This window comes from Variovorax sp. UC122_21 (assembly GCF_044056785.1).
Taxonomy (GTDB): domain Bacteria; phylum Pseudomonadota; class Gammaproteobacteria; order Burkholderiales; family Burkholderiaceae_C; genus Variovorax.
The window spans coordinates 1,773,162-1,798,192 of record NZ_CP172004.1 but is presented as its reverse complement, the minus strand read 5'-3'; the positions used below and the strand labels follow the sequence as shown (position 1 = coordinate 1,798,192).

The 25,031-nt window shown below is 67.4% G+C and carries 24 protein-coding genes and 4 pseudogenes; 12 read left to right on the top strand and 16 right to left on the bottom strand.

What is annotated here, in order from left to right; translation table 11 throughout:
* Positions 1–26: 26 nt before the first annotated feature.
* The 3 genes and pseudogenes from ACHMXE_RS20815 to ACHMXE_RS20805 form a co-directional block, all read right to left on the bottom strand.
* Positions 27–1,443 (bottom strand): annotated as a pseudogene (locus ACHMXE_RS20815) (MATE family efflux transporter).
* Positions 1,444–1,471: 28 nt separating this feature from the next.
* Positions 1,472–2,794, bottom strand: coding sequence for an MFS transporter (locus tag ACHMXE_RS20810; RefSeq protein WP_395351091.1), 1,323 nt, complete (start codon positions 2,792–2,794; stop codon positions 1,472–1,474).
* Positions 2,795–2,903: 109 nt separating this feature from the next.
* A complete protein-coding gene (locus ACHMXE_RS20805; RefSeq protein ID WP_093340068.1) occupies positions 2,904–3,359 on the bottom strand; it encodes a MarR family winged helix-turn-helix transcriptional regulator in 456 nt (151 codons plus the stop codon).
* Positions 3,360–3,415: 56 nt separating this feature from the next.
* Here ACHMXE_RS20805 and ACHMXE_RS20800 point away from each other — a divergent pair, with 56 nt between their 5' ends.
* Positions 3,416–3,964 carry a PaaI family thioesterase gene (locus tag ACHMXE_RS20800; RefSeq protein WP_203202126.1) on the top strand — a complete coding sequence of 183 codons (549 nt, stop codon included), beginning with the start codon at positions 3,416–3,418 and terminating at the stop codon, positions 3,962–3,964.
* Between the two features lie 26 nt (positions 3,965–3,990).
* Here ACHMXE_RS20800 and argC read toward each other — a convergent pair whose 3' ends face one another.
* Positions 3,991–4,920: an N-acetyl-gamma-glutamyl-phosphate reductase gene (argC, locus tag ACHMXE_RS20795; RefSeq protein WP_395351090.1), complete on the bottom strand. Its 930-nt coding sequence runs from the start codon at positions 4,918–4,920 to the stop codon at positions 3,991–3,993.
* 82 nt (positions 4,921–5,002) lie between these two features.
* On the opposite strand from argC, the pseudogene ACHMXE_RS20790 reads away from it, so the two are divergent.
* The 6 genes and pseudogenes from ACHMXE_RS20790 (at position 5,003) to gloA (ending at position 10,898) form a co-directional block, all read left to right on the top strand.
* Positions 5,003–5,904: pseudogene (locus ACHMXE_RS20790) on the top strand (LysR family transcriptional regulator).
* 161 nt (positions 5,905–6,065) lie between these two features.
* Positions 6,066–7,077: pseudogene (locus ACHMXE_RS20785) on the top strand (Fe(3+) ABC transporter substrate-binding protein).
* Between the two features lie 124 nt (positions 7,078–7,201).
* Positions 7,202–8,910: pseudogene (locus ACHMXE_RS20780) on the top strand (ABC transporter permease).
* Positions 8,907–9,593 (top strand): ABC transporter ATP-binding protein, encoded by a 687-nt coding sequence (locus ACHMXE_RS20775; RefSeq protein ID WP_395351089.1) that lies wholly within the window; start codon positions 8,907–8,909, stop codon positions 9,591–9,593. The pseudogene ACHMXE_RS20780 and the gene ACHMXE_RS20775 overlap by 4 nt, the downstream one beginning before the upstream one ends.
* A gap of 101 nt (positions 9,594–9,694) precedes the next feature.
* The gene (locus ACHMXE_RS20770; protein ID WP_395351088.1) at positions 9,695–10,390 is read left to right on the top strand and encodes a glutathione S-transferase family protein; all 696 of its coding nucleotides are present in this window, start codon (positions 9,695–9,697) and stop codon (positions 10,388–10,390) included.
* 61 nt (positions 10,391–10,451) lie between these two features.
* On the top strand, positions 10,452–10,898 hold the full coding sequence (gene gloA / locus ACHMXE_RS20765) for a lactoylglutathione lyase (RefSeq protein ID WP_395351087.1): 447 nt from the start codon (positions 10,452–10,454) through the stop codon (positions 10,896–10,898).
* 336 nt (positions 10,899–11,234) lie between these two features.
* On the opposite strand, the gene ACHMXE_RS20760 is transcribed toward gloA, so the two are convergent.
* A complete protein-coding gene (locus ACHMXE_RS20760) occupies positions 11,235–11,777 on the bottom strand; it encodes an SOS response-associated peptidase family protein (protein ID WP_395351086.1) in 543 nt (180 codons plus the stop codon).
* Between the two features lie 65 nt (positions 11,778–11,842).
* Between ACHMXE_RS20760 and ACHMXE_RS20755 the strand changes: the two genes are divergently transcribed.
* The 5 genes from ACHMXE_RS20755 to ACHMXE_RS20735 all read left to right on the top strand — a co-directional run bounded on the left by ACHMXE_RS20755 (position 11,843) and on the right by ACHMXE_RS20735 (position 14,844).
* Entirely contained in the window at positions 11,843–12,166 is a 324-nt protein-coding gene (locus ACHMXE_RS20755) for a hypothetical protein (RefSeq protein WP_395351085.1), read from the top strand.
* A 98-nt stretch (positions 12,167–12,264) separates the two neighbouring features.
* Complete coding sequence (locus tag ACHMXE_RS20750) at positions 12,265–12,480, top strand: hypothetical protein (protein WP_395351084.1); 216 nt, start codon at positions 12,265–12,267, stop codon at positions 12,478–12,480.
* Positions 12,481–12,889: 409 nt separating this feature from the next.
* On the top strand, positions 12,890–13,189 hold the full coding sequence (locus ACHMXE_RS20745; protein ID WP_395351083.1) for a hypothetical protein: 300 nt from the start codon (positions 12,890–12,892) through the stop codon (positions 13,187–13,189).
* A 52-nt stretch (positions 13,190–13,241) separates the two neighbouring features.
* Entirely contained in the window at positions 13,242–13,745 is a 504-nt protein-coding gene (locus ACHMXE_RS20740; protein WP_395351082.1) for a DUF4124 domain-containing protein, read from the top strand.
* A gap of 307 nt (positions 13,746–14,052) precedes the next feature.
* Positions 14,053–14,844 carry a hypothetical protein gene (locus tag ACHMXE_RS20735; RefSeq protein WP_395351081.1) on the top strand — a complete coding sequence of 264 codons (792 nt, stop codon included), beginning with the start codon at positions 14,053–14,055 and terminating at the stop codon, positions 14,842–14,844.
* Positions 14,845–15,129: 285 nt separating this feature from the next.
* Here the strand turns inward: ACHMXE_RS20735 and ACHMXE_RS20730 are convergent, their stop codons facing one another.
* The 11 genes from ACHMXE_RS20730 to ACHMXE_RS20680 all read right to left on the bottom strand — a co-directional run bounded on the left by ACHMXE_RS20730 (position 15,130) and on the right by ACHMXE_RS20680 (position 25,030).
* Positions 15,130–15,675 (bottom strand): DUF2514 family protein, encoded by a 546-nt coding sequence (locus ACHMXE_RS20730; protein ID WP_395351080.1) that lies wholly within the window; start codon positions 15,673–15,675, stop codon positions 15,130–15,132.
* Positions 15,672–16,151: a glycoside hydrolase family 104 protein gene (locus ACHMXE_RS20725; RefSeq protein WP_395351078.1), complete on the bottom strand. Its 480-nt coding sequence runs from the start codon at positions 16,149–16,151 to the stop codon at positions 15,672–15,674. Before ACHMXE_RS20725 ends, ACHMXE_RS20730 begins: the two co-directional genes overlap by 4 nt.
* Before the next feature lie 9 nt (positions 16,152–16,160).
* Positions 16,161–16,595, bottom strand: a complete 435-nt coding sequence (locus ACHMXE_RS20720; protein WP_395351076.1) for a hypothetical protein — start codon at positions 16,593–16,595, stop codon at positions 16,161–16,163.
* A gap of 50 nt (positions 16,596–16,645) precedes the next feature.
* Positions 16,646–17,170 (bottom strand): hypothetical protein, encoded by a 525-nt coding sequence (locus ACHMXE_RS20715; protein WP_395351074.1) that lies wholly within the window; start codon positions 17,168–17,170, stop codon positions 16,646–16,648.
* 75 nt (positions 17,171–17,245) lie between these two features.
* On the bottom strand, positions 17,246–17,476 hold the full coding sequence (locus ACHMXE_RS20710; protein ID WP_395351072.1) for a hypothetical protein: 231 nt from the start codon (positions 17,474–17,476) through the stop codon (positions 17,246–17,248).
* Complete coding sequence (locus ACHMXE_RS20705) at positions 17,463–19,361, bottom strand: hypothetical protein (RefSeq protein WP_395351070.1); 1,899 nt, start codon at positions 19,359–19,361, stop codon at positions 17,463–17,465. Before ACHMXE_RS20705 ends, ACHMXE_RS20710 begins: the two co-directional genes overlap by 14 nt.
* Complete coding sequence (locus ACHMXE_RS20700; protein ID WP_395351069.1) at positions 19,358–19,756, bottom strand: hypothetical protein; 399 nt, start codon at positions 19,754–19,756, stop codon at positions 19,358–19,360. Before ACHMXE_RS20700 ends, ACHMXE_RS20705 begins: the two co-directional genes overlap by 4 nt.
* Position 19,757: 1 nt before the next feature.
* A complete protein-coding gene (locus tag ACHMXE_RS20695) occupies positions 19,758–20,141 on the bottom strand; it encodes a hypothetical protein (protein ID WP_395351067.1) in 384 nt (127 codons plus the stop codon).
* Positions 20,132–21,337, bottom strand: coding sequence for a hypothetical protein (locus ACHMXE_RS20690; protein ID WP_395351066.1), 1,206 nt, complete (start codon positions 21,335–21,337; stop codon positions 20,132–20,134). The genes ACHMXE_RS20695 and ACHMXE_RS20690 overlap by 10 nt, the downstream gene beginning before the upstream one ends.
* A 4-nt stretch (positions 21,338–21,341) precedes the next feature.
* Positions 21,342–22,988, bottom strand: a complete 1,647-nt coding sequence (locus ACHMXE_RS20685; RefSeq protein WP_395351065.1) for a hypothetical protein — start codon at positions 22,986–22,988, stop codon at positions 21,342–21,344.
* The gene (locus ACHMXE_RS20680; RefSeq protein ID WP_395351064.1) at positions 22,985–25,030 is read right to left on the bottom strand and encodes a hypothetical protein; all 2,046 of its coding nucleotides are present in this window, start codon (positions 25,028–25,030) and stop codon (positions 22,985–22,987) included. The genes ACHMXE_RS20685 and ACHMXE_RS20680 overlap by 4 nt, the downstream gene beginning before the upstream one ends.
* Position 25,031 lies beyond the last annotated feature (1 nt).

The following is a 25,031-nucleotide window of genomic DNA, read 5'->3' as shown; positions in this document are numbered from 1 at the left end:
TTTGGACAGTGGAGAAAAGAAAAGCTTCAGGCCTGCGCCATGCGCCGCAGCAGCCCGCTGGTGGTGCGCGGCCAGCCGACGCGGCCGAACCAGGCGCCGCCCGCGATCGCCGAGCCGATCACCAGGCCGTAGACCACGAGCGCGATGCCCTGCGCGGCGAACACGCCGGTGAGCCCCGCGCCCCAGCGCAGCGCCAGCCAGCCGCCGATACCCGCCACGGCCAGCCGCGCGAGGTTGCCGATCACCGGCCACAGCAAGCGCCCCGCGCCCTGCGAGGCGAAGTACAGCACCAGGCCGACGCCGAAGAAACCATAGAGCGGACCGACCACGCGCAGGTAGTGGATGCCGGTGTCGAGCATCGCGGTGTCGTGGCCGAACAGCATCAGCCACGGCCGCGGGAACAGCGCGGCCAGCAGACCGATGGTCTCGGCCAGCGTGAAGGCCAGCGCGGCGCCGATCCAGGTGGCACGCAGCGCGCGCTCGCGCTGGCCCGCGCCCATGCAGGTGCCGACCATGGCGACCAGCGGCGCGCCCAGGCCGAACACCAGCGGCACCAGCAGGTACTCGAGCCGCGAGGCCGTGCCGTAGCCGGCCAGGGCCTCGGGACCGAAGTGGCCGGTGAGCGCGGTGGCGATGCCGATCGACAGGTTGGTGGCCACGGTCGACACCGTGCCCACGAGACCGACGCGCAGGATGTCGCGGAAGAAGGGCCAGCGCAGCTTGAGCGCCGCCAGCGCGGGCTTGAGCAGGCTGCGCGGCGAGCGCAGGTAGACGATCAGCGCGATCGAGCCCAGCAGGTAATAGAGCAGCAGCGCCATCGCGCCGCCCGCGATGCCCATGCCCGGCAGCGGGCCCCAGCCGAAGATCAGCAGCGGCGAGGCGGGGATCAGGAACACCACGCCCACCACCGTGACGTTGGCCGGCACCGCCATGTTGCCGGTGCCGCGCAGGATGGCCGACAGCGAATTGAACAGCCACACCAGCACCGCGCCCGAGAACACCCAGTTGGAATAGGTCAGGGCCGCCTCGAGCGCCGGACCGCTGCCGCCCATGATCCCGTAGAGCCAGCGGCCGCCGAACAACAGCGCGAGCGAGAACAGCACGCCGAAGCCCAGCGCGATGACGATCGCATGCCACACCAGCGAGTCGGCATCGGCGCGGCGGCGCGCGCCGAGCGCGCGCGCGGATGGCCGACGAGATGCCGCCGCCCATGGCGCCGCTCGAGGTCATCTGCATCAGCATCACGATCGGGAACACCAGCGCCATGCCGGCCAGCGCGTCGGTGCCGAGCTTGCCGACGAAGTAGGTCTCGATCAGGCCGACCGAGGCCTGCGCCACCATCACGAGGACGTTGGGCGCGGCCAGCCGCAGCAGCGTGGGAACGATGGGCGCCTCGAGCAGGCGGCGGGTGCGCGGATCGAGATCGGCGGCGGAAGCGGTCATGGCCGGGTACTCCGTGGCGTGGGGACGATCAGGCGCGGGCCGGGGCGGTGCCGCCCGTGGCGGGCGCCGCATTGTTCTTGGGCGCCGACGGACGGCGGATCGCCATCACCATCAGCGCCGCCAGCAGGCAGGCCGCGCCGGCGACGTAGAGCGCCGGGGTGTAGGTCAGCAGCAGCGTGCGCGCGAAACCCGCGCCATAGGCCGCGGTGGCGGCGCCGAGCTGATGCGCGGCGAACACCCAGCCGAACACCATGCCGACCTTGGCCGGGCCGAAGGTGGCGCCCGCGAGCTTGACCGTGGGCGGCACGGTCGCGATCCAGTCGAGGCCGTAGAACATCGCGAACAGCCCAAGGCCGTAGATGGTGAATTCCGAGTGCGGCAGCCAGAAGAGCGACAGCCCGCGCAGGCCGTAGTACCAGAAGAGCAGCTTGCGGTTGTCGTAGCGGTCGGACAGCCAGCCCGACAGGATGGTGCCCACGAAGTCGAAGGCGCCCATCATCGCGAGCACCGAGGCCGCGGGCACCGCGCCCATGCCGTTGTCGCCGCACAGCGAGATGAAGTGGGTCTGCACCAGGCCGTTGGTGCTCAGGCCGCAGATGAAGAAGGTGGCGGCGAGGATCAGGAAGGTGCGGTTGGTCGCGACCTCCTTGAGCACGCGGAACGGCGTGGCGAAGGTGATCGCCGCGGCGGGCGCGGCCGGCGCCCGCGGTGCGTCGGCAGCTTCGCCGAAGGGACGCAGGCCGAGGTCGGACGGCCGGTTGCGCATCAGGCACAGCGCCAGCACGCCGATCAGCAGGCTGCCGATCACGATCGGCACGATGGCCGAGCGCCAGCCCCAGTGCTCGATCATCCAGGCCGCGACCGGCAGGAAGGCGAGCTGGCCGGTGGCCGAGCTCGCCGTGAGCATGCCCACCACCAGCCCGCGGCGCGCCACGAACCAGCGGTTGGCCACCACCGCGCCGAGCACCAGCGCCGTCATGCCGGTGCCCAGGCCCAGCATCAGGCTCCACAGCACGAACAGCTGCCACAGCTGCGAGGCCATCGTCACCAGCGCCATGCCCAGGCCGACCAGCGCGAGGCCGGTGCAGATCACCGCACGCAGGCCCCAGCGCTCCATCAGCACCGCGGCGAACGGACCCATCAGGCCGAACAGCGCGAAGCGCAGCGCGAGCGAGGACGAGATCTGCTCGGTGCTCCAGCCGAACTCCTTGCCGAGCGGCTGCAGCATCGCGCCGGGCAGGCCCAGCGCGGCCGACATCGTCAGCATGGTCAGGAAGGTGATGGCGGCGACGATCCATCCGTAGTGGATGCCGCGGCGCTGCAGCCATGCGGAGACTTGGGTGGCGAACATGGGACCTCTGGAGGAATGGGAATGGAGGAATCGGAGAAAAGAGGGGCCTGGACCGCGGGGCCTGCGGGCGTGGGGTGTGCGAAGAAGGAGAGGCCGGTGCGGGTGGGCGTCAGTCCAGCTCGCAGGCCTGGTCGTCCGCGCCGAGCAGCTCGAGCGATTCATCGATCAAGAGGTGCAGCGCGAGCACGCGCTCCACGCCCAGCAGCGCATTGAGCTTCTGCTGTGCCGTCTTCCAGTGGGCCAGCGCCTCGCGGCGCTTGGCTTCGCCGCTGTCGGTGAGCTGCACCAGGCGGCTGCGCGCATCGGCGCCGGCGCCCTGCGCGATCCAGCCCGCGGCGATCAGCGGCTGCAGGTTGCGGCTCAGCGTCGAGGGCGTCATCTTGAGTTCGCCCGCCAGGTCGACCGGGCGCGAGGGACCGAGCCGCGCCAGGTGCGACAGCAGCGAGTACTGCGTGGTCTTGAGTCCGCTGCGCGACACCTCCGCGTCATAGTGCTGCGAGAGTCGGCGCGAGAGCTGGCGCACCTTGAAACTGGTGCAGCCGCGTGGCTTGGTGGGAGCGTCCATGGGCTATTATCGTAGCTGCAACTATTGCATATGCAACTAACTGGAGGAATGACCGCATGACCGAATCCCAGAACCTGCTCGAGACCTGGCTTGCCGAGGAGCGGGACATCATCGCGAAGCTCGAAGCCGGCCCGGGCCCCGGCGTGGCGCGTCCCGAGCAGGTGAGCGGCAAGACCGGCCTCGAGATCATGCAGGCCATGCTGCGCGGCGACATCCCCTATGCCGCCATCGCCAAGACGCTCGACTTCACCGTCATCTCGATCAGCCCCGGCGTCGCCATCTTCCAGGGCACCCCGCTGCCGCAGCACCTGAACCCGCTGGGCACCATCCACGGCGGCTGGGTCGCCACCCTGCTCGACTCCGCACTGGGCTGCTCGGTCCACACGATGATGCCGCCCGGTCGCAGCTACACCACGGCCGAGCTCGGCGTGAACTACGTGAAGGGCCTCACGCCCAAGGTGCAGCGCGTGCGCGCCGAGGGCAAGGTGATCCACTGCGGGCGGCAGCTCGCGACGGCGGAAGCGCGGCTGGTGGGCGCCGATGGCACGCTGTATGCGCATGCCACGACAACCTGCTTCGTGTTCGAGATTCCGGCGGGGCGCTGAGCTCCGGGTCCGGGCGGTCGCCGGCGCTACTGCGCGGGCGCCAGCGCCCCCGCCATCAACCGCAGGTTCTGCACCGCCGCCCCCGCCGCACCCTTGCCCAGGTTGTCGAGCACCGCGCTCAACACGACCTGACCCGTGCGTTCGTTGAACGCCACCGCCAGGCTCATGTCGTTCGTCCCGTTGTGGACCTGCGGATCCAGCGCGGTCAAGGGCGCATCGGAAGACATCGGCAGCACCCGCACATGCGCCGCATCCAGATAACGCTCGGCCAGGCATTCATGGATGCGCGCACCCGATACGCCGGCGGGAAGCAGCCGCGCATGCAGCCCGATCGTCAGCACGATCCCCTGTCGGTAGCTGCCGTAGGCCGGCACGAAGAGCGGCCGCTGCGACAGGCCGGCGTAGGCCTCGATCTCCGGCACGTGCTTGTGCTCGAGCGCGAGCCCATAGACGGTCAGCGAATGCGCGCCAGCCCCGGCCTCGTGCGCTTCCGCGCCCGCCCTGCCCTGGCCCGAATAGCCCGAGACGGCATGGATGACCAGCGGATAGTCGGCGGGCAGCAGCCCCGCATCCGTCAGCGGCCGCAGCAGCGCGATCGCGGCGGTGGGATAGCAGCCGGGATTCGTGACCCGCGATGCCGAGGCGATGCGTTCGCCCTGCCCCGCGGCCAGCTCCGGCAAGCCGTAGACCCAGCCGGGGCTGGTGCGATGCGCCGAGCTCGCGTCGATGACGCGCACCGAGGGGTTCTCGATCATCGCCACCGCATCGCGTGCCGCCGCATCGGGCAGGCACAGGATCGCGATGTCGGCCTCGTTGAGCGCGGCGCGGCGCGCGGCCGGGTCCTTGCGCAGGTGGGTGGGCAGGGTGCGGATGCGGAATTCCCCGCCGCGCAGCCGGTTCTGCAGATCGAGGCCGGTGGTGCCCTGATCGCCGTCGATGAAGAGGTTGAGGTCCATGGAGCGCGATCGTAGGGACGAGACCGCGATGGCTCCAGCTAAATATATGGAACTCCAGATTAAGAAAAGATAAATTAGACCGATGCGAGAACTGAGCCTCGACCACCTGCGCACCCTGGTCGCCATCGCCGATCTGGGGTCGCTGGCCAATGCGGCGCGCGCGCTGCACCTGGCCGCACCCACCGTCACCGTGCAGATCGCGGAACTGGAGTCGCGTCTCGGCGGCCAGCTGCTGGTTCGCGGGCGCGGGCCCGCGCAGCCGACGGCCCTGGGCGAACGCTTCATCGCGCGTGCCCGCCGGCTGCTGGCCGATGCCGACGATGCCGTGGAGGACGTGCGGCGCCAGCTCGCGGGGCAGACCGGCCGCGTGCGCGTGGGCGCCTCGACGGGTGCGATCGCGCACCTGCTGCCGCCCGCGCTCGAACGGCTGGCGCGCGACCATCCGGGCATCGAGGTCAACGTGCAGGTGCTGACCTCCAACGACAGCATGGCGCGGCTCGCCGCGGGCAGCCTCGACCTCGCGGTGGTGGCGCTGCCGCAGCCGCCGGTGCGCGGCGTGCACGTCACGCCGCTGCGGCGCGAGGCCGTGGTCGGCTTCCTGCCGGCGAGCTGGAAGGCACCGAAGCGCCTCACGCCGCAATGGCTGGCCGAGCGGCCGCTGATCATGAACGACGCCTCCACGCGGCTCTACCGGCAGACGGCCGAATGGTTCTCCCGCGGCCGGCGTGCACTGCCGGCCGCGCATCGAGCTCAACTACAACGACGCGATCCGCACGCTGGTGGCTGCGGGCTACGGCGCGGCCTTGCTGCCCGAGGAAGCGGACGGGCGCGCGCCCGATCCGCGCCTCGCGATCCGGGCCGCTGAGCCCGGCGCTGTGGCGGCAGCTGGGCCTCGCGGTCGGCGACCGCGACGTCGGCGGGCCGACGCGTTTCGTGCTCGATGCCTTGCAGGCGTCGAAGGGTCGCGGCGGCCCGGGCGAGTAAGCCTGCGGCTTGTAAGTCCAAACGACGCGCGCTTCTCCTCCCTGTTGATAATCGTTCGCATCGGCGCCGCGGGCCGGCCGCCGCATCGCCCTAGAACACATCACCGCCCTGGAGGATCCCGTCATGACCCAACGCATCGGCGCGCGCGCGCAGCACACGCCCTGATCGGCGCCACCGGCGCCTGGCTCGCCATCGCCGCCCTGCCCGCGCACGCGGCGGAAGAGCTGACGCTCTACACCACGCGCGAGCCGGCGCTGATCCAGCCGCTGATCGCGGCCTTCAGCGCGCAGAGCAACATCAAGGTCAACACGGTGTTCGTGAAGGACGGCCTGCTCGAGCGCGTGAAGGCCGAGGGCGCGCGCTCGCCGGCCGACGTGCTGATGACGGTGGACATCGGCAACCTGGTCGACCTGGTCGACGGCGGCGTCACGCAGCCCGTGAAGTCGGCCGCGCTCGAATCGGCGATCCCGGCCAACCTGCGCGGCGCCGATGGCCAGTGGTTCGCGCTCTCGATGCGCGCGCGCGTGCTCTATGCCGACAAGGCGCAGCCGCTCACGAACTTCCGCTACGAGGACCTCGCCCATCCCAAGTGGAAAGGCAAGGTCTGCATCCGCGCGGGCCAGCATCCCTACAACACCGCGCTGGTGGCCTCGCTGATCGCGCACGACGGCGAAGCCAAGACCGAGCAGTGGCTGCGCGGCGTGAAGGCCAACCTGGCGCGCAAGGCCACCGGCGGCGACCGCGACGTGGCGCGCGACATCCTCGGCGGCATCTGCGACGTGGGCCTGGCGAACTCCTACTACGTGGGCCAGATGAAGAGCGCCAAGGAAGGCACCGACGCGCGCAAGTGGGGCGATGCCATCAAGGTGGTGCGCCCGACCTTCGCCAAGAGCGGCGGCACGCACGTCAACATCAGCGGCGCGGGCGGTGGCGAAGAACGCGCCGCAGCGCGCCAACGCGGTCAAGCTGCTCGAGTTCCTGGTGTCCGAGCCGGCCCAGTCCCTCTATGCCGACGCCAACTACGAATACCCGGTGCGCAAGGGTGTCGCGCTCGACCCGATCATCGGCCAGACCATCGGCGAGTTGAAGGTCGATCCGCTGCCGCTGACCGAGATCGCGAAGTACCGCAAGCAGGCCAGCGCGCTGGTCGACAAGGTCGGCTTCGACCAGTGAGATCGGGGAGCGCTCGAGAAGTAGAAACCGTTCACGCTGAGCCTGTCGAAGCGCCGCGCAAGGCTTCGACAAGCTCAGCCCGAACGGTTCTCGTGGATCGACCGGTTCTCTCCGATCGCAGATCATGCTGAGGGCCTCGCGCGGCCCCCGCACGCTGCAGACGGTGGGCCCGCTGTGGCGCGGGGCCGCGTTGCTCGTGGCGGCCGGCGTGCTCGCGCCGGTGCTCGCCCTGCTGTGGCTCGCGCTCGGGCCCGGCGCCCAGGGCTTCGCGCACTGGCAATCGCTGTTCGCGCACGTGCTGCCGCAGGCCACGCTAACACGGCCATGCTGCTGGGCGGCGTCGGCCTGCTGGTGCTGACGCTGGGCACCGGCTGCGCCTGGCTGGTCACGGCCTGCGATTTTCCGGGGCGGCGCGTGCTGCACTGGGCGCTGCTGCTGCCGCTGGCCATGCCGACCTACATCGTCGCCTTCGCCTACCTCGACCTGCTGCATCCCATCGGCCCGGTGCAGGGCGCGATCCGCTGGCTGCTGGGCTACGACAGCCCGCGCCAGTTCCGCCTGCCCGACCTGCGCTCGATGGGCGGCGCGGTCTTCGTGCTCGGCTTAGTGCTCTATCCCTACGTCTACATGACGGCGCGCGCGATGTTCATGAGCCAGCCCGCGCACCTGATGGAGGCCGCGCGCATGCTCGGCGAGAACCGGCGCGGCGCCTTCTTCCGCGTCGCGTTGCCGCTGGCGCGCCCGGCGCTGGCCGTGGGCCTGAGCCTGGCGCTGCTCGAGACGCTCAACGACATCGGCGCTTCCGAATTCCTCGGCGTGCAGACACTCACCGTGGCCGTCTACACCACATGGATCACGCGCTCCGACCTCGCGGGCGCGGCGCAGATCGCCTGCGCCATGCTCGCCATGGTGATCGCGCTGGTCTGGCTCGAACGCAACGGCCGGCGCCACCAGCGCTACGGCTCGGCGCAGCGCATGCGCGCGCTGCAGCCGCGGCCGCTGCGCGGCGCCATGGCCTGGGCCGCGACGACGGCGGCCTCGCTGCCGGTGCTGATCGGCTTCGTCGCGCCGGCGCTCTACCTGGTCTGGGAAAGCGCCAAGCGGCTGCGCCAGGGCGGCGGCATCTCGCACGGGCTGCTCGCGAGCCTGGCCAACACCATCGCGCTGGCGGCCGGCGTCACGGTGGCCGCGGTGGCGGCCGGGTTGCTGGTGGCCTGGGCCGCGCGCAACCCGGGCGGCCAGGGCGGCGCCGCGCGGCGTGGCCGCTGGCCCGCGCGCGTGGCCACGCTGGGCTATGCGGTGCCGGGCACGGTGCTGGCCATCGGCCTGCTCACGCCGGCGCTGGCCTTCGATGCCGCGCTCGCCACCGCGTTCGGCTGGCAGGGGCTGCCGCTGATGGGCGCGGGCGTGGTGCTGGTGGTGGCCTGCACCATCCGCTTCCTCGCGATGCCGGTCGGCAGCATCGAGGCCGGCCTGGCGCGCATTCCGCCGGCCATCGAGCAGGCCGCGCGCCTGCTCGGCGAGAGCGCCCTCGGCGCACTGCGGCGCGTGCACCTGCCGCTGCTGCAGCCCTCGATCGCCGCTGGCGCGCTGCTGGTCTTCGTCGACGCGATGAAGGAGCTGCCCGCCACCCTGCTGCTGCGGCCCGCCAACTTCGACACCCTCGCGACCTGGCTCTATGCCGAGGCCGCGCGCGGCACCTACGAGGAAGGCGCGATCGCGGCGCTGCTGATCGTGGCGGCCGGGCTGCTGCCCGTGATGCTGCTGGCGCGCAGCCAGCTCGCGGCCGCGCACGCGGCCGATCCCCAGCCCGTATCCTCCGCCACGCCATGAGCGCCAACCTGCACATCGACGCCCTTCGCCTCGCCTACGACACGCCGCGCGGCCCGCACGTCGTGGTCGACGGCTTCTCGCTCGCGCTCGCGGCCGGCGAGATCGCCTGCCTGTTCGGCCCCTCGGGCTGCGGCAAGACCACGGTGCTGCGCGCCATCGCGGGCTTCGAGCCGCTGCGCGCGGGCGAGATCCGGCTCGGCGAGCGCACGCTGTCCTCGACGCAGCAGCACCTGCCGCCCGAGGCGCGGCGCGTGGGCATGATGTTCCAGGAGTACGCGCTGTTCCCGCACCTCGACGCGGCGCGCAACATCGCCTTCGGGCTGCGCCGGCTGCCGCGCGCTCGACAGCAGGCACGCGTGGCCGAGATGCTCGCGCTGGTCGGGCTGGCCGAGGCCGGCGAGCGCTATCCGCACGAACTCTCGGGCGGCCAGCAGCAGCGCATCGCGCTGGCCCGCGCGCTGGCGCCCGCGCCCGCGCTGTTGCTGCTCGACGAGCCCTTCTCCAACCTCGACGGCGCCACGCGCGAACGGCTCACGGTGGAGGTGCGCGCGATCCTGCGCCAGGCCGGCCAGACCGCGATCCTCGTGACCCACAACGAGGCCGAGGCGCAGGCCATGGCCGACCGCATCGGCGTGATGCATGGGGGGCGCATCACGCGCTGGATCGAGACCTCGAGCCGCTGAGGCCTAGCACAGGACGCTCTTTTGCCGAATGGGCTTTTCGGGAAAAGGTTGTTCGCCCCCGGAAGAATCCGGCCCCACCGATTCATCCGGAGCGCCCGTCCATGTCCCAGCCCCTCACCCTCGTCAGCCATCTGCTGTGCCCCTACGTGCAACGCGCCGCGATCGCGCTGCACGAAAAGGGCGTCGCCTTCGAGCGCGTCGTGATCGACCTCTCGGCCAAGCCCGAGTGGTTTCTCGCGATCTCGCCGCTGGGCAAGGTGCCGCTGCTGCGCGTGCAACGGCCCGACGGCGGCGAGACCGTGCTGTTCGAGAGCAACGTGATCTGCGAGTACCTCGAGGAGACCCAGCCCGGCGCGCGGCTGCATCCCGAGGACCCGCTCGCGCGCGCCGAGCACCGCGCCTGGATGGAGTTCGGCTCGGCGATCCTGGCCGACCTCTGGGGCTACGAGACCACGAAGGACGCCGAGGTGTTCGCGCAGAAGCGCCAGGCCCTGGCCGACAAGTTCGCGCGCGTCGAAGCCGCGCTCGGCGCCGGCCCCTTCTTCGCGGGCGAGCGCCTCAGCCTGGTCGATGCGGTGTTCGCGCCGGTGTTCCGCTACTTCGAGGTGTTCGACCGCCTCGTCGACTCGAAGCTCTTCGATGCCCTGCCGCGCGTCGATGCCTGGCGCCGGGCGCTGGCCGCGCGGCCCAGCGTGCGCGCGGCGGTGGTGCCCGAGTACCCCGAGCACCTGATGGACTTCCTGCGCAAGCACGAGTCGCTGCTGCTCACGCGCGCCGAGGAAGTCCGAGCGGCTTGATCGGGGCGCCGGGAGACCGACAATAGCGGGCTCCCACGACAACACCCACGGACTCCACGCGATGAGACTCCTCCACACCATGCTGCGCGTCGGCAACCTGCAGCGCTCGATCGACTTCTACACGAAGGTGCTCGGCATGAACCTGCTGCGCACCTCCGAGAACCCCGAGTACAAGTACAGCCTGGCCTTCGTCGGCTACGACGAGGGCAATCCCGGCCAGGCCGAGATCGAGCTGACCTACAACTGGGGCACCGAAAGCTACGAGCTCGGCACCGCCTACGGCCACATCGCGCTCGGCGTGCCCGATGCCTACGCGGCCTGCGAGAAGATCAAGGCCGCGGGCGGCAACGTCACGCGCGAGGCCGGCCCCGTGAAAGGCGGCACCACGGTGATCGCGTTCGTGACCGATCCCGACGGCTACAAGATCGAATTAATCGAAAAGAAATCAACAACTTACGGAGACAGCCGCCAATCGGAAGCCAATTCTGACGCTTTGCGAGCGGCATAGCCAATTCGGCCGGGTGCGTGGCAATGGCTCGGGTGGGGCACCCTGACGGGCTGCGGATGCGCGGGGATCGGTGGCTCCCCCGGTGTCTCGGGCCTTGCGCACCGCGGTAGTCTTCAGGGCTCAGCGGCCTCTTCCTCGGCCTCTGGCGCCCCCCCTCTGCAGCCGGGCCGGCCGCCATCAGGTCAGCCGAAGGCAGCTCTAGCATCTGGCGCGCCTCGTCCACGGTGCACGTCAGCCACCGGTCGAAGTTGTGTTGCTCGAGTGGTACGACGGACCGCTTGTCGAAGATCTCTTGGCCGGTCTTCCGATCGATCTCGATTTTGTGCATGCGCGACATCAACGGGTGAAGGTTCGCGTTGATGGTGAGCATCGTGTAGCTGTCCACTCTTCGCCGGTCTTGGGGTCCTTCCAGACGTCCCAGAGACCAGCCAGGCCCCACGGCTTCGCGTCGGAACGGCGGAAACGCCACCAAACATTCTTCCCGGTCTCCCAGTTGGGCTCATCGAAGCTGCTGGCAGGGATGATGCACCGCTGCCCCCGCTTCCACGCATTGCGAAACGTGAAGGACTTCTCCATGCGGTCCGTGCGCGAGTTGACCGTGCTGAGCCTCTTGCCCGGCTGGTCCTTTTCCTTCTGCTCCTTGGTCTGCTTCGCCTGAGGGATGTGCGTCGGTGACCACGGCGGGATCATCCCCCACTGCCCGAAAACCATCTCCCGCTCGTATTCCGTCACGTCGCGCGCGCGGCGTATGAAGGCTGCACCTGACAGCGGAAACACCTGCAGCAGGTTCTTCCAGTCGTTGCGGCGATTGGTCTTCCGGTTGATCGCCCAGAAGGCTTCGATCTCACGGTCCTCGGGGGTGATGTAGCGGGTGCACATCCGGTCGATTTTGCGCCGCTTTAATACTGTATGCTCGTACAGTGTTCTACGCAGTTGTCACCCCCTTGCTCGCCGAAGATGGCGAGCGTATCGCGCCTGACCGCCGCGCGCCGCCGATGCGCGGCATGGTCGTGTTTGGCGAGATGAACCGCATGCACGAGTCTGAGCCATATGCCCCGGTGGCCGACCTTTGGGAGGCCTACGGCACCGCGAGGATGCGCAGCATGCTCCACATGTCCACGCCGACCATCCTCCCGAACGGGAAGGCACCGGGCATGCTGATCTCGGGCATCCAGCGGGAGTGCTGGCACGACGAGGGGAAGCTGCGAATCAAGGAGCACCGCCAGGTCTGGCAGGTCGTCCCCACGCAGCGCGACGGCTCCGAGTAGGCCGACTTCGCAATCAGTTCTTTGAAGGAGCACTCGCAGATGATGCCGGCGATCTGAGGCCGGGTTCTTCGTACCACCGAAGGTGTAGCCTTTCCACTATGAGCCAAGCAGAGTTTTTCCCCTCCGAGACCACGATCCTCCACACGCCGACCTGGTACAGCGCCGAAGCCCACGACGAAACCGAGTTGCCGCTGGCGCCGGGCGACTACAAGGTCACGCCCGGTGATCGCTGGACTGTGACGTCGCTCAAGGATGGGGCCACGATCTACGACGGCATCGGCCCGGTGGAGATCCGCCGCGCCTCATCGAAGTAGCTCAGGTGCTGCAGCGCGCCAACCCACGCTTCTACCTCTGAAGCATGTCTCGGCGAAGCGACCGGCAACTCCACATAGACCAAAAAGTCGCCGCCTGAATTTGACAGCAGCGCGACCTCTCTCAAGAGCGAAAAGTACCAGTCTCCCGGTGCCAGTTCCACAACCGAAATCGCAACGCTTCTTGCCACAGCAGATCCTCCCTGCCGTCGTTGTAGGTCAGGGCGGCAACACCAGGACGCGACGTTAAGAAATGTTCAGCTTAGTTGACGCGCGACTGCAAAATTCAGCACAAGAGCCGCGGGGACGCTGTGCGATAAACGAAGCGGCTACAGGGCAACCTGTGGCTCCCTTTGCTGCCTTGGCAGCTTTGCCCGCTTCGGCGGGCTTTCTTTTTCCGGCCTGACGGATCATGAAGACCTCCGACCTTGCAGGCGCCGCGCTCAATGCCTGGATCGCCAAGGCCATGGGCGAGCCGGCCGGCACCGACTATGCCAACGACTGGCCGGCCTTCGACCGGCTGCTCGAGCGCGAAGCCATCCACGTCGCGCCGATGCCGGGGAAAGGCTACCAGTGGTGCGCGATCGTGACCGGGAAGCCAGGCAGCCGATTCCCTGACGGCCGCGCGCCCTGGCAAGAGGGCGCTACCCCGCGCGTTGCTGTCGGCCGAGCCATCGTGGCCGCACGCTACGGCGCAGAAGTGCCGGACTGACACGGTCCGTCTCTACCGGCCCGAGATACCATCCCGCCCCGGAGGTCCCGCCATGCGCTTTCTCATCGTCGCCGCCGCATTCTTCGCAGCTCAGCCCGCGTTCGCCCTGTTCAAGTGCGTCGACGGTGCTGGGAAGGTCAGCTTCCAAGAGCAGCCGTGTGAACGCAGCCAGGCGCAGACGACGATCAAGCCGCTGGTCGAGGCACCAAAGCCTCCCCTCCCCAGCCCCGAGGCGCCTACTCCAGCAGCCGCGCGTCCATCGATCTACGAGCAGAACCGACAGGCCGAGGCCGAGCGGCTGCGCTTCGACGCCCAGTACAAGCTGCGGGACAAGACCATCGAGATGGAACGGCACCGAGCCGCATGCGACGCCCAGCAGCGCGCGATCCTGTCGAACCGCGCCAGGGCGAACAACAACCTCGCCGGCGCCATGTACGAACAATCCGTTGCCACCGAGGCCGCCGCGGCGGCCACTCGCTGCGACACGCGCGGACGGGAACTACTCGGCGAGCTGGAGGAAGCCCGTCGGCTCTGCGCCACTCGCGGGTGCAGCTAAACGGAATCGCCTGTTAAGTCGTCTCCGCATTTCCACCCCCCAATCGAACCGCCATTGAGACACCGCCCTACCGATGCGGCGGTGGCGCGACGGTGAGACAAGAAAATGAGGGGACCAAAGCTTGTGGATCGCTCGTCTACTTTGTCCCGCGCCCGCACAAGGATGGAGTCAACGACATCCTGCCCACGCCCCTCGTTATCTGCTACGACTTCAAGGTCGAAAGTTCAACCTAAAGAATTGATCGCCTGCTCATTAGCGCGATGACACATATGATCCAGTAAAGAGGGCCGATATAAAAGGAGATGTAATGGATGGAAAAGATCAAAAATCGACGGCGCAAAATAAACTTCTAATCGTAACCGGGCTACTTAGTTTTTTTTACTATGCAGAGGCCAAAATTCAGGGAATCTCACTGATCGGCGCGACAGTGCAATTTAATAATGAGGACGCCATCCTTCATTTCGGATGGGTTATATGGCTTTATTATTATCTGCGCAGCTATCAGTACTTCGTTGAAGAGGGCGCAAAATCCTACAGGAAGGTCCTTGACGCCGTATTTATGGATGAATTGGGCTATCGCCTCGCAGGAATTTCGAAACATGATTTTCGACTAATTCCAAGCGATGACGGCCTTAAATCAAGCGTCGTGCGAATAAAACTGTTTGGAGGCCCTGGCTACAGGCCTTCTTCGTTATTTTCACGTTGCTTAGCCCAGCTCATATTGGGCATCGGCGATCTACTTGGCCTCACTTCTCGGCGCTCCCTTATTGGCCCAGTGCGATTAAATTTTTTGAGACCTTGGAGGCATCACCGTTTGATCCGCTTCCTCAGTGCCCCAAGTTGGTACAACCCTCACGCCGTAATTTATCCACCTAGTAATCGCAACGCCCTACAAGGCCAGGAACGCCAATACGTTCCAATTCGTGGGAGAATTATTTCCAGATGGGCATTCATCCACCTCAAAGCAATGGTGGCGAGGCCTTCCTTCATGGAAAATTACGGCCCGCTAATCATCGGCCTTGTCCCCGTTTTTTACGTTATCTACCTCAGAAAGAACTCGATGATCTGGATCGCAGAGTTGTGGGGGCAATTTCTTTAATCCACCTGAACGCTCCCTGGAATCCTTGCGTGAAGCACGCCTAACGTGACTCAGGACGACTACTCGCAGCCTGATTCCCCCCAGACAATCCGCTCCCCAAAGCCGCGCCGCCCGCGCTCCAATGTATGTTGGCAGCGGGTGCAACGTTGTCGCTATGTTGGCGACTCGGTCGGCCGGTCGACCGCTTGGCGAGCGTGATGCACATCTCCACTGCCCTCGCCTCGAGGAACTTGCCGGCCACCACCAGGCGGGCACGGTAGGCCAGCATCCGCTCGATCGCGACGTTCACGGCGCGCTCGGACTGGGGGCCGGGGTCAGGGCATCGTAGCTGGCTTCGCAGGTTGCGCCTGCGATGCGGACCTTGTCGGCATAAGCAGCCAGGAGTCCAACTCGGCGCTCGCAGCGGCCGAGCACGTCGGCAAGCACTCCGACGGGATCGGCGGTTGCCGAGCTGCCGCTGGCAGCGGCGGAATCTGCGCGGGCCGCACGGGCGGCGGCGACTGCGGTATCGAGGCGGCTTTGCAGCCGGCCAGCAGCAGCAAGATAGCCGTCAGCATCAGCGCGAGCGGCAAACGTGCGAGCGCGTTCTTCATCGAGAGCCTTTCCCTGCGCTAGGTGGCGCCGTTCCTCTTCCTGTCGTTCGGCCTTCTCGGCCAGGCGTGCCGACTCGGCTGCCGTGGCGCGGTAATCGGCGAAGTCCGCGCGCTCGACAGCGGCGTCAGCTCGCGCTGCAGCAGCTTGACGGCCCTGCCATGCCGCCGCGGCGAGCGCTGCGGCCAAGGCCAGGCCCAGCGCCCAAAGGACGCAGGTCTTGAGGTCCGAGAGGATCACACCACGACCCCGCCGGCGGCCAGGTACGCCGCGCGCAGCTGGCCGAGGTTGTGCTCCGGCTGGCCGTAGCCGGCGCCCGGCAGGCTCGCCCACAGGTTGCGGACGCGGGCGACCGCTTCATCGAAACGGCCGGCGTCGATCAGGGGCAACGCACCGCGCTCGCGGATCAGCTGCACGGCCCACTTGTCCTGAGACTGCGGGCCGAAGTCCGGCAGCTTGAGCAGCGCCCGGTAGTGCGCCCAGTCCTTGAGCATGAACTGATAGCGCCCGCTGGCGTTCGAGGTCAGGCCCTTGGAGTTGATGACCTTGGACTTGCGGCCCTTGGCGAACGGATGGTCGCTGTAGTCGGTGAAGACCTCGGGCACGCGGTCGATACCGGTGACGATCACGTCGTAGCCGTTGTTCTTGGTGGCCGGGCTGGTGCTCGTGCCTTCCGACACGGCGAGCATGTCGAGAAATGCGGAAAGGTTGCTCATGGAGTGCTCCTACTTGTCGCCGAGGGAAACGACGTCGGACGCGGGGGGATCGGCCGGGGCACCGCCGCGTAAGTCCTGATTGAGCTTGTCCAGCTTGCTGGTAACGAGCTGGTCGACGCGCTTGAAAAAGGCGATGCGCTGCCAGCCGGCCCACACGATCACGACCATGCGGATCTCGCGGGTTATTAACTCGGGCAGCTTGGAGGAGACGGCGATGATGATCAGGTAGGCCAGGCCGCCGGCGAGGAACGACACGATCAGGTCTTTGCGGGCCTCGCGCAGCACGCGGTAGACCGCGACGTTCTCGCTCGCGAGCGTGAAGATCGTGCGCAGCGCACCGCCAAGGAAGCCTGCGATCGCGCCCCACAGCAGCGACTCGTAGTCCCAGCTGCGCACGTCGAGCGAAAGCGAAGTGACCGAGCCGGCGGCGTAGACCGCCTTCACGAAGACGAGCGCCCAAACGAGCAGGAGGAAGTGGACGAGGCGAGTGTTTTTCATCGTGCGATCAACCAGTCGTGGAGGCGGCGCAGCAGCTGCGCGTTGAGGGAAATGGCGAAGAGCGCGGCAACGCCCAACGACTCGAGCGCCTGGCGGCCGTACAGCCATTGCAGCGAGGGGCCGATGTCGAGCGGTCGCGCAAGCTGCGCGAGGTAGAACCACGTCATGCAGGAGATGACGCCGGCCACCGTCGCCAGGCGGCGCGGCCAACGGATGGACAGCCGGTTCGGCATGAAGATCAGGTGCAGGCAGTGCGGCACCATCAGCACAAGGGCGGCCAGGAAGAGCGCGCCGACGAAGTAGTTCGAAGGCGACAGCGACGCCACCTTGAACAGCATGGTCGGCTCGAGCTTGAACACGTAGGTGATCGGCCCGATCAGGTCGTTCATGAAGGCCAGCGTCACGTAGGCCGCGTACACGCGAACCTCCATGCGGTCTTGCTCCGGCGGCGTCGGGATGTTCGCGGCCTGCAGATGCGCGCGCAGCTGCGCGTCGCTGACCCTTCGGTCTATGGTTGCCATGCGTGGTGCCTTTCAGAAATGAAGAAGCCCGCCGGCGCTTGCGCGCGAGCGGGCTTGGAGCTGGGAAGGTGCGGTCTAAATTTCGATCACGTCGATCGGCAAAGCCTCCAAGGCCTCTCCCTCGATCGCATTGCCGCGGAAGAAGACCGTCTGCCCGACCGTCGCTTCTCCGATGGCCTGCACGATGCCACCGCCGGGCAGCTGGATGGTCGCCACGCCACTTTCGATGCTCAGCACTACGCCAGCCTGCAGCGCCGGACCAGCGACCAGCGCCTGCAGCGCCTTCCAAGGGTTAAATACCGACATGGGTTTCCACTCCTATCGTTTGCCAGATGGTGAGCTTCTCTTCCGCGCGCTCGATCGCCGCCGAGGTGCTACGGACCAGGCCGATGCGCGTCACACCGCCATCAACGTACCGGACGAACTTGCCCGGCGGAATGATCCCCGTCTCGGCCAGCACCGGCAGGCGCAGCGACACGGCCGCCTGGCGACCCACATCGGCCAGGGCAGGCAGGCCGCGCTGGCGACCCGCAACGGTCGTGGTGATCAGGGGGTCCGTCACCATCGGAGCATCAATGTCCCCGGCCGTACCCGCGCGCGTCACCTGGCCGAGATACGGCACCTTCACACCACGCACGAAGACGCGGTTGTAGGCGGCCTTGTCGGTCCACACGATGCCTTCCTTCTGCACCACATCGGCCGGCAGTTCGTAGTCCGGCGTCACGTCGCCCCACTCCCACGGCTTGGCCGGGTAGCGCAGGAGGAAATCGAGACTCTTGCCGGTGCGGTGCGGCTGGATGTAGGCCCCGGCCGCGCCAGCGATCGCGTTGAGCGCCGTCATGTACGAACCCTGATGGGAGAACACGCCGGCTGGCACCAGCCAATCCTCCGGCGACCAGTTCACTGCCCACCCAAGGCTGACGCCGTTGAGCGTCAGCACGTCGTTGGTGAGCTGCTGGGCCGTGCGCGCGGCCAAGGGGTTGCCGAACGTCGAGAGCGGCGTGTACGGCGCATCGAGCACAGCTGCCTTGCCGCGGCCTGTCACGCTCAAGTCCGAGCGGCCGAACACGCGCTCGCGCGTGATGCCCTCAATTAGCGCGCGGTAGGGCACCCCGTTGATTTGTGCCTCGACTTCGACGGGCTGGCCGCCGGCGCCCGGTTCAAGGTCCGGCAGCGCACTGCCAGGCGTGCGGGCGGTGAATCCCCACGTCCACGACTCAACGTCGATCGTCAGCGTCATCGCGAGCGTGGGAATGAGCACATCGCCGTCGACCCGACGAAGCGTTGCAGTGTTGATCACGGTGTAAATCCTTCGGACAGGCACAACGACGGTTTCGACGGGCCCCGGCCCGTCGTGCCGCTCGCAAACAAAAATGAGGTTGCCGTGCGCCGTCCACGGGGCGGAGAACACAAGATCACCGTCAGGCACGTAACACGGGTCTTCGGGCTCAGGGTGCGTCGGCGTGTAGATGCCCGGCCGAGGCGGCACAGCATCCTGAAAGCGAGCTTGCTCGCCACCAAGCACCACAGGCCGCCCACGGCGCACACGCCCCTGAGTGCCGATCTGCAGGGGCCTGCCGTCCTGAAACAGCATGCGGCTGCCGGCCGCAGACACATGCAGGCCGTCTCGCACGCGCAAACTGCCGCCCACGCGCACCGGGCGCCCGTCTTGAAGAGACACCGCTCCGCCGGCCCGAAGACGCCGAGCATCGGCGAAGCCACCCGAGTGCAGCGCGCTCCGGGTATCCCCGTCCTGCATGCGCACGTGGATCGGGAAGCCGGCGCGCGTCGCGTCACGCGCGCGCTCGGTGACTGCCGAATCGATGGCCTCGGCGCGCTGCTGACGCATGGAGCCGCCTGCGACCATTCGCCGTGCGTCCTGCGATGCGGTCGAGGCCCCCGCCTCCAGCTCACGCCCGTCCTGAAAGCCCGAGGCCACATGGCCGACGAGAGGCCGCTGCGTGTCGCTGACATAGACGACGGTGCCCGCCCATGCCGAAGGCCGCACCAGCACCGCAGAAGCCACCAGCGCTTCAATGCGCTCAACAACGCCGCCCCACGTCGGCCGCGCGAGCGCCCCAGCGCCGACGATGTGCGAGGTAGGAATTTCGCCGCCGTCATCGGCGCCGAACACGAGGTTGCCGTGCGTGCGTGCCGGGTAGCGAAAAAGCAGGTCGCCATCGCCGCTCATGCCAGCGAGATCGTGATCTTGGCCCGCGCCCCCGCGCGAAGCCGCGTGCCGTCCGTGCCCAGCACCTTGGCGAAGCCCGCCCCCGTCTCGTCGGTCACGTCACCGTCGCCCAGCCAGGCGCCGTCGCCGTCGAACAGGCGAATCCACGTGGCATCACCGCTCACGAGAATCTGATCCCCGCTCGCATCGACCTGCGCGAGCGCCAGCACGCCGGCGGTCACGCTCGCCGGGCCAAAGAGCGCAGTCACCAACGGCGTATCGCTCACTGGTGTGCCGGGTGTCGAGGGCTGCGTCGTCGAGAAAATTAGCGCATAGGTGGGATTCGCACGAGTGTTGATGTGCGCGGCCACGCCTTGAACCATGGCGGCATCGACAGTGGGGCCTTGAGCGAACATGTCAGGTGATCAACGTGGGGGCGAGGTTGTCGGCGACCACGGCGCGGTAGTCGTGCTCGTAGTCGTAGGCGATGGCCGTATAGCGCTCGCGCGGGTCCACCCAGTCGAACTGGTAGACGCCGGAGGTGGCGTCGCTCCAGGTCGCGCGAATGAAGATGCCGTCTCGGTCGCGGTACAAGCGCACGAGCCGACGCAGCGGCAGGTCGGTGGGGTCGCCGTCCACCTTGACGGTGAACGGACCGATGCGCCCGAGGCCGCCGTGATAGATGTCGCGCACAAACAGAGCGGGTGCGGCGAAAAATCGCGTCGTTGCCTCCCTACTGATGGGCGTCAGCGACTGCGGTCGGATGACACCGACACGCACGGTGAAGTTGGTCAACGCCATGCCCCCTTGATGTCGAGAAAGAAGGCGCCGGGTGTGGAGCTTGGGACCGCGGGGGCTGAATAGCCGGGGCACACCAGCAGCTTTTTGCCCGCCATGTCGCCCGTCGCGTCGATGGTGTCGCGCGCGGAGAACGTGCCGCCGGGAATCCGCAGCAAGCTCGAATATGCGCCCGGGAACAGGCCCCGCAGTTGCGTGTCGGTCGCTGTCACACCCGGGTTCTCCGCGAACATGATGGGAGTCGTTCGCGCCGAGAGATCGGCCGCTGCCGGGTAAGTCCCAAAACAGGCATCTACCGTGCCTCCCGAGAAGACACTTGAGGTCGCAGCGGCAGAGGCCGCGACAGTTGCTGTACGGTATCCGCGCGCCGACGTTCCGATCTGCGTCAGCGAACGTGCGACATATGAAGGTGTGGTTGCCCCCTGCGAGGGAGACGCAAGCCATCCGACATTCCCGCCCGTGTCGTCAGCAAGCGCTGTGGACCCCACAAGAACGCATGCATATCCATCGGTGGACTTGAAACTGGTGATATCGCCGAACCAGTTGCAGTCGCGCCCGACGTATGTATTGCTCGTAGGCACACGGACCGCCTTCATGAAGTAGAAGCCGCGCTCGTCGCCAAGGATTTCCCATGGGATCGCCGTGCTGCCCGCCGTGGCGGACTTGTTCCAGAACATGCCGCCGGTGACCTGCGCAGCCGTCGGAAAGGCGTTGGTGCCGGTGTCCACGTCCGTCATGGACTCATAGCCAACAACACGAGCCGACGTGGTGGCCGTGTCGTCCACCCGCAGGCAGAAGCCGGTGGCAGCCGGGGCCGTCGACTTGTAAACCGCCTTGTTCGTGCCAGTGAACGCCTTCTGCAAGCCCAGCGGCGCGATCTTGACCGTGATGGTCCCCGTCGCGGCACCATCAGCCACGGCGGTCGGCCAGGAGATGGTGCTACCGCCCTTAGCCGTCAGCATCCAATCGCCATTCAGCCCGCTTGGCGTGGCCCCGGCCACGCGCACGGTGATGTCCACGTCGGCGGCGTGCGGCGACGCAAAAGTCGCCGTCGCGATGCCCCCGCTGACCACGAGGGAAGTTGCGGTTGCCATGCCCCAGCCATCGTTGACCGCATCGATCACGGCGATCAGGCTGCCTGCGGCGCCGTTGAGAACCGGCGCGCCGCTCAGGCCGGAGTGGTAGTACTTCTGCGCCATCTTCTTAACCCTCGTTGTCTACGTCGCCGCGTGCGAGCAGCGTGAATGAATAGTCCCCATCGCCCTCGATGCCCGGCTTGATGGTCTGTGCGACCCACACGTTGCCCATCGCGGCCACCGTGGCGAGGAACTGCACGTTGCCGGCGCTCCAGCCGAGACCCCATCCGCCTTCCGGCACAACGAAGTACGGCTCGCCCGTCGCGGTGTTGATGGGCGCGGTCTCCGTGCCCGTAGTGAACGTGCCGATCACCCCAAGGTGTTCGCCGACGATTAGGCCGCCGGTGGTGCCGGTGAATCGAAGCGCCCAGCGCTCGGTGACGGCGCCACGGTTCGTAGTTGTGATCGGGTGATCGATGTTGTTGTAGGTGCCCGTGGCCGGATCGCCATGCAACACGTCGTCAAAAGTGCTGCCGTCCCAGGTGAACTGGTCGAAGACGTTTTGCACGCGCGACTGAAGGTCGCCATACACCAGCGCGCTGGACACGAAGCTCGTGCCGTCCGCCGGGTAGTCGTGCGTCAGCGGGCGCATCAGGGTCAGACGGCCATCGATATCGGCGCGGCGGACCTGTGCGGCATCCTCGTAGCGGTACTCAACGACAACCGGCTGCGCGTAGCCCGTCACATCGACCCAGGTGCCCGTGCCGGACTCCAAGTCCACCGTGTAGCCCGTATTGATCGTCGCGCCATCCTTGCCCCCCTCACCAGCGCCGATCACGCGCACACGCGAGAGGCGCTCTTGACCGGTGTCGAAGGTTGCACCGTTGACCGCCGTGACGGGCGCCAGTCGCTGCGTGCGGCCCACCACGACCACCTCGCCCGCACGGTAGATCGGCACGCGGCCATCGGTAGGCAACCGCACCGAACTCAGGCCGAGCAGTTCAGCGTCGATCGAAAGGTAGGCATATGCCACCGCGTTGTAGCGCAGCGTCTCTTGCTGCACGAGGTCCACGTAGGCCGTGGTCAGGCCCGGGATGCCGAGGTAAGAAAGATCGACGGGGCTGATCCCCGCCGCGGGCGTCGGCGTCACGAAGACCAGTCGCACGACGCCGGTCGTGTAGTCCACACGCCCCTTCACGCGCGTCCCGTTGATGACGCCGTTGGCGTCCGCCACCACGTTGACCGCCGAGTCATCGGCCATCGTGCCCGTTACGGAAAACCCGCTGGGCCGCAGCGGCGCCGCAGCGGTGCGAAACGACACGCCGTAGGACTTGTAAGGCGTGTCGTCGCCGCTCACGGCCGCTCCCGCTAGAGCGCGCCAGTTCGTGACCACGGGTGTCGAGCCCGCAGGCCAGGCGGTCAGGGTCAATTCGCCCTGCGCGGCCGTCAGCGTGCCCACGCTGGTGCCGTTGCCGGTCGCCGGATTGATGTCGTTGTGCACGGCACCCGACGCCTTCACGATGTAGTCCTTGCCCCCTTGGGTGAAGCGCACGCCGGACAGGGTGTAGGCGTTCTCCACCGGCGCTTTGAGCTTCACTTCGCCGAAGCTCGAAGTCGTGCTTTGTGCGCTGGTGGCCGTGGCGTACTTGACCGAGGCGGATGCGACGCCGCTCAGGTCGATGACGCCGGTCATGCCGGCGGCCATCAGTTGAGCAAGGGCCGCCCGCTTGACGCCGGCGCCTGCCGCAGAAGGGTTGACGACGATGGTGCTCATGCCGATGTTTCCAGGGTGAAGGCGGGCGTATTGGTGCGCTCGTAGAAGTCCATGAATGCGAACGCGCCGACCATGGCCGCCGGGCTGGAGAAGACGGCGCCGCTGAGCAGTTCGAAGTCACCGGTCACGTAGTCGATGGAACCGCATGCGATCCAAATGCCACGCACGTAGACGCGCAGGCCACCGGCGCCGTCGTCGGTGATGAGGAAACTGGCAGGGCCGCCCGCGCTCACGATGTCGGGGCCGTAGATCACCTTGGGCTGGGCATCCACGGTCATCGAGACCGACCCCGGGGTGAGGTTGGTCGCGCCCACATTGCCCGCGCCGCTCGAAACGGGCGCGGTGGCGCTGGCCAGCGTGCCGGCGGTGAAATCGACCGTCACCGACGTGCCCTTCGGCGGCAGCGTCGTAGGGCTGAGCTTGACGATGCCGCGGGCATAGTCAACGGTGCCCGTGCCGTAGCCGGCGAGGCCGCCTGCGCCGTTGTCGGTGACGGTGCGGGTGTTTGCGGCGTCCGGCCAGGTGAGGCTGAGCGCGCCCGGCGCGATGGCCTTGCTGCCCGGCTCATCGGCATTGGCGCCGCTGGTGTTGATGATCCAGTAGAGCTTGCCGTCGTTTTCGAGCGTCAGGGCTTCCGTGCTTCGCACGGCGGCATCCTCGACCCACTGCAGGATCACTTCGCTACCCACGTCGGGCAACGCGCCCAGCGTCAGCGTCGCAGTGCCGGTGCTCAGGTTCAGCATGCCCGCGCCGTAGGCCGTCTCCGATCCACGCACCTCGCCGTTGCCGAGGTCGCGAAGTTCGTACCAGTTTCCCTGGGCCAGGTAGCTCACCAGCAGCGTGCCCGCGGCGGGCTTCGGCGTCAGCGTGCGCACGTAGTTGAGGGAGCGCGATTCGGCGGTGACCGGAATGCCCAGCGAAACGCTAACGCTCGGGGGCACCGCCGCCAGCGACGAAGTCACCGTGTGTGTGCCTGCGCTGCTGCCGAACAGGTCCACCGTCAGCGACAGAATGCCGTTGGCATAGTCCACGGTGCCCACTTGCGATCCAGCACTCATGAGGCGCCCACCGGCGTCCGTGACCGCGACCGCACCGCGCACCACCGAAAGGGAGTTCGGCGCGAAGGCGCCCCCGATGAACAGGTTGTTCGTCGGGCTCCAGACGCCGGTGAGGGTCTGCACCGTCGCACTGCCACTGCTCAGGACCGCGTCCGCAACCTGGTTGGTCCGCGCATCTGCCACGGGGGATTCGATCTGCGCGCTCGGCACCAATTGCGTGAACGCCGAAGCGGCCTGCACCGTGTAGGAGCCAAGCGCCGCCGCCAAGGCCAACGCGCTCACGCCGTAGTAGCGCGCGGCGTTGGCGACCACCGTGGAACTGATCTTCGTCGCCGCGGCGAGTTGGGCCTTCGTGTAGTCGAAGCGCTGCACGTCGAAGCCCGGAAAGTCCGCCTCCAAAACGTTCAGCAGTTCGATCTCGACAACGTAGCGCTGGTAGACACCGCTGCCGTCCTCGAAGCTCTGTTGCGTGGCCGAGGCATCGACCACGCGGACATACTGAGTGAACTGATCTCCGTAGCCCTCGCGCTTGGTCAGCACCATCGTGGCACCCTTGGCCGGGAGCACATCGGTTTTCTGGTAAAGCAGGATCGTGCTCTGGCCGGCGATGTGGTTGCCGTACAGCACGCCGGCATATTGCGGGCCGACGTTGAGATACGACTCCAGCCGCGACACGGCATCCGTGCGGCGGTCGAAGAACGCCTTCGTGTTGAACAGGGTGATCGAGATGTTCGGATCGTCCGGCGGCTCGGCGACGATGATGTTCGCGCCCAGCAGCATGTCGGCGTTCGCCGTGTCCACATGGAGCGCGAGTTTGCGCAGCTTCACGCGGCCCAAGGCGCGGTCCATTTCTGACACGTCGGGGAACACGGCGTTGTTTGCGCCGTCAGCGATCGCGATGCCGGTGGGTGCGCCGCCACCGTCTTGGGTGTCGGCCATCACCTGCGTTTTCTTGAGCTTGATATCGCCTTGAAGGATGGGCATT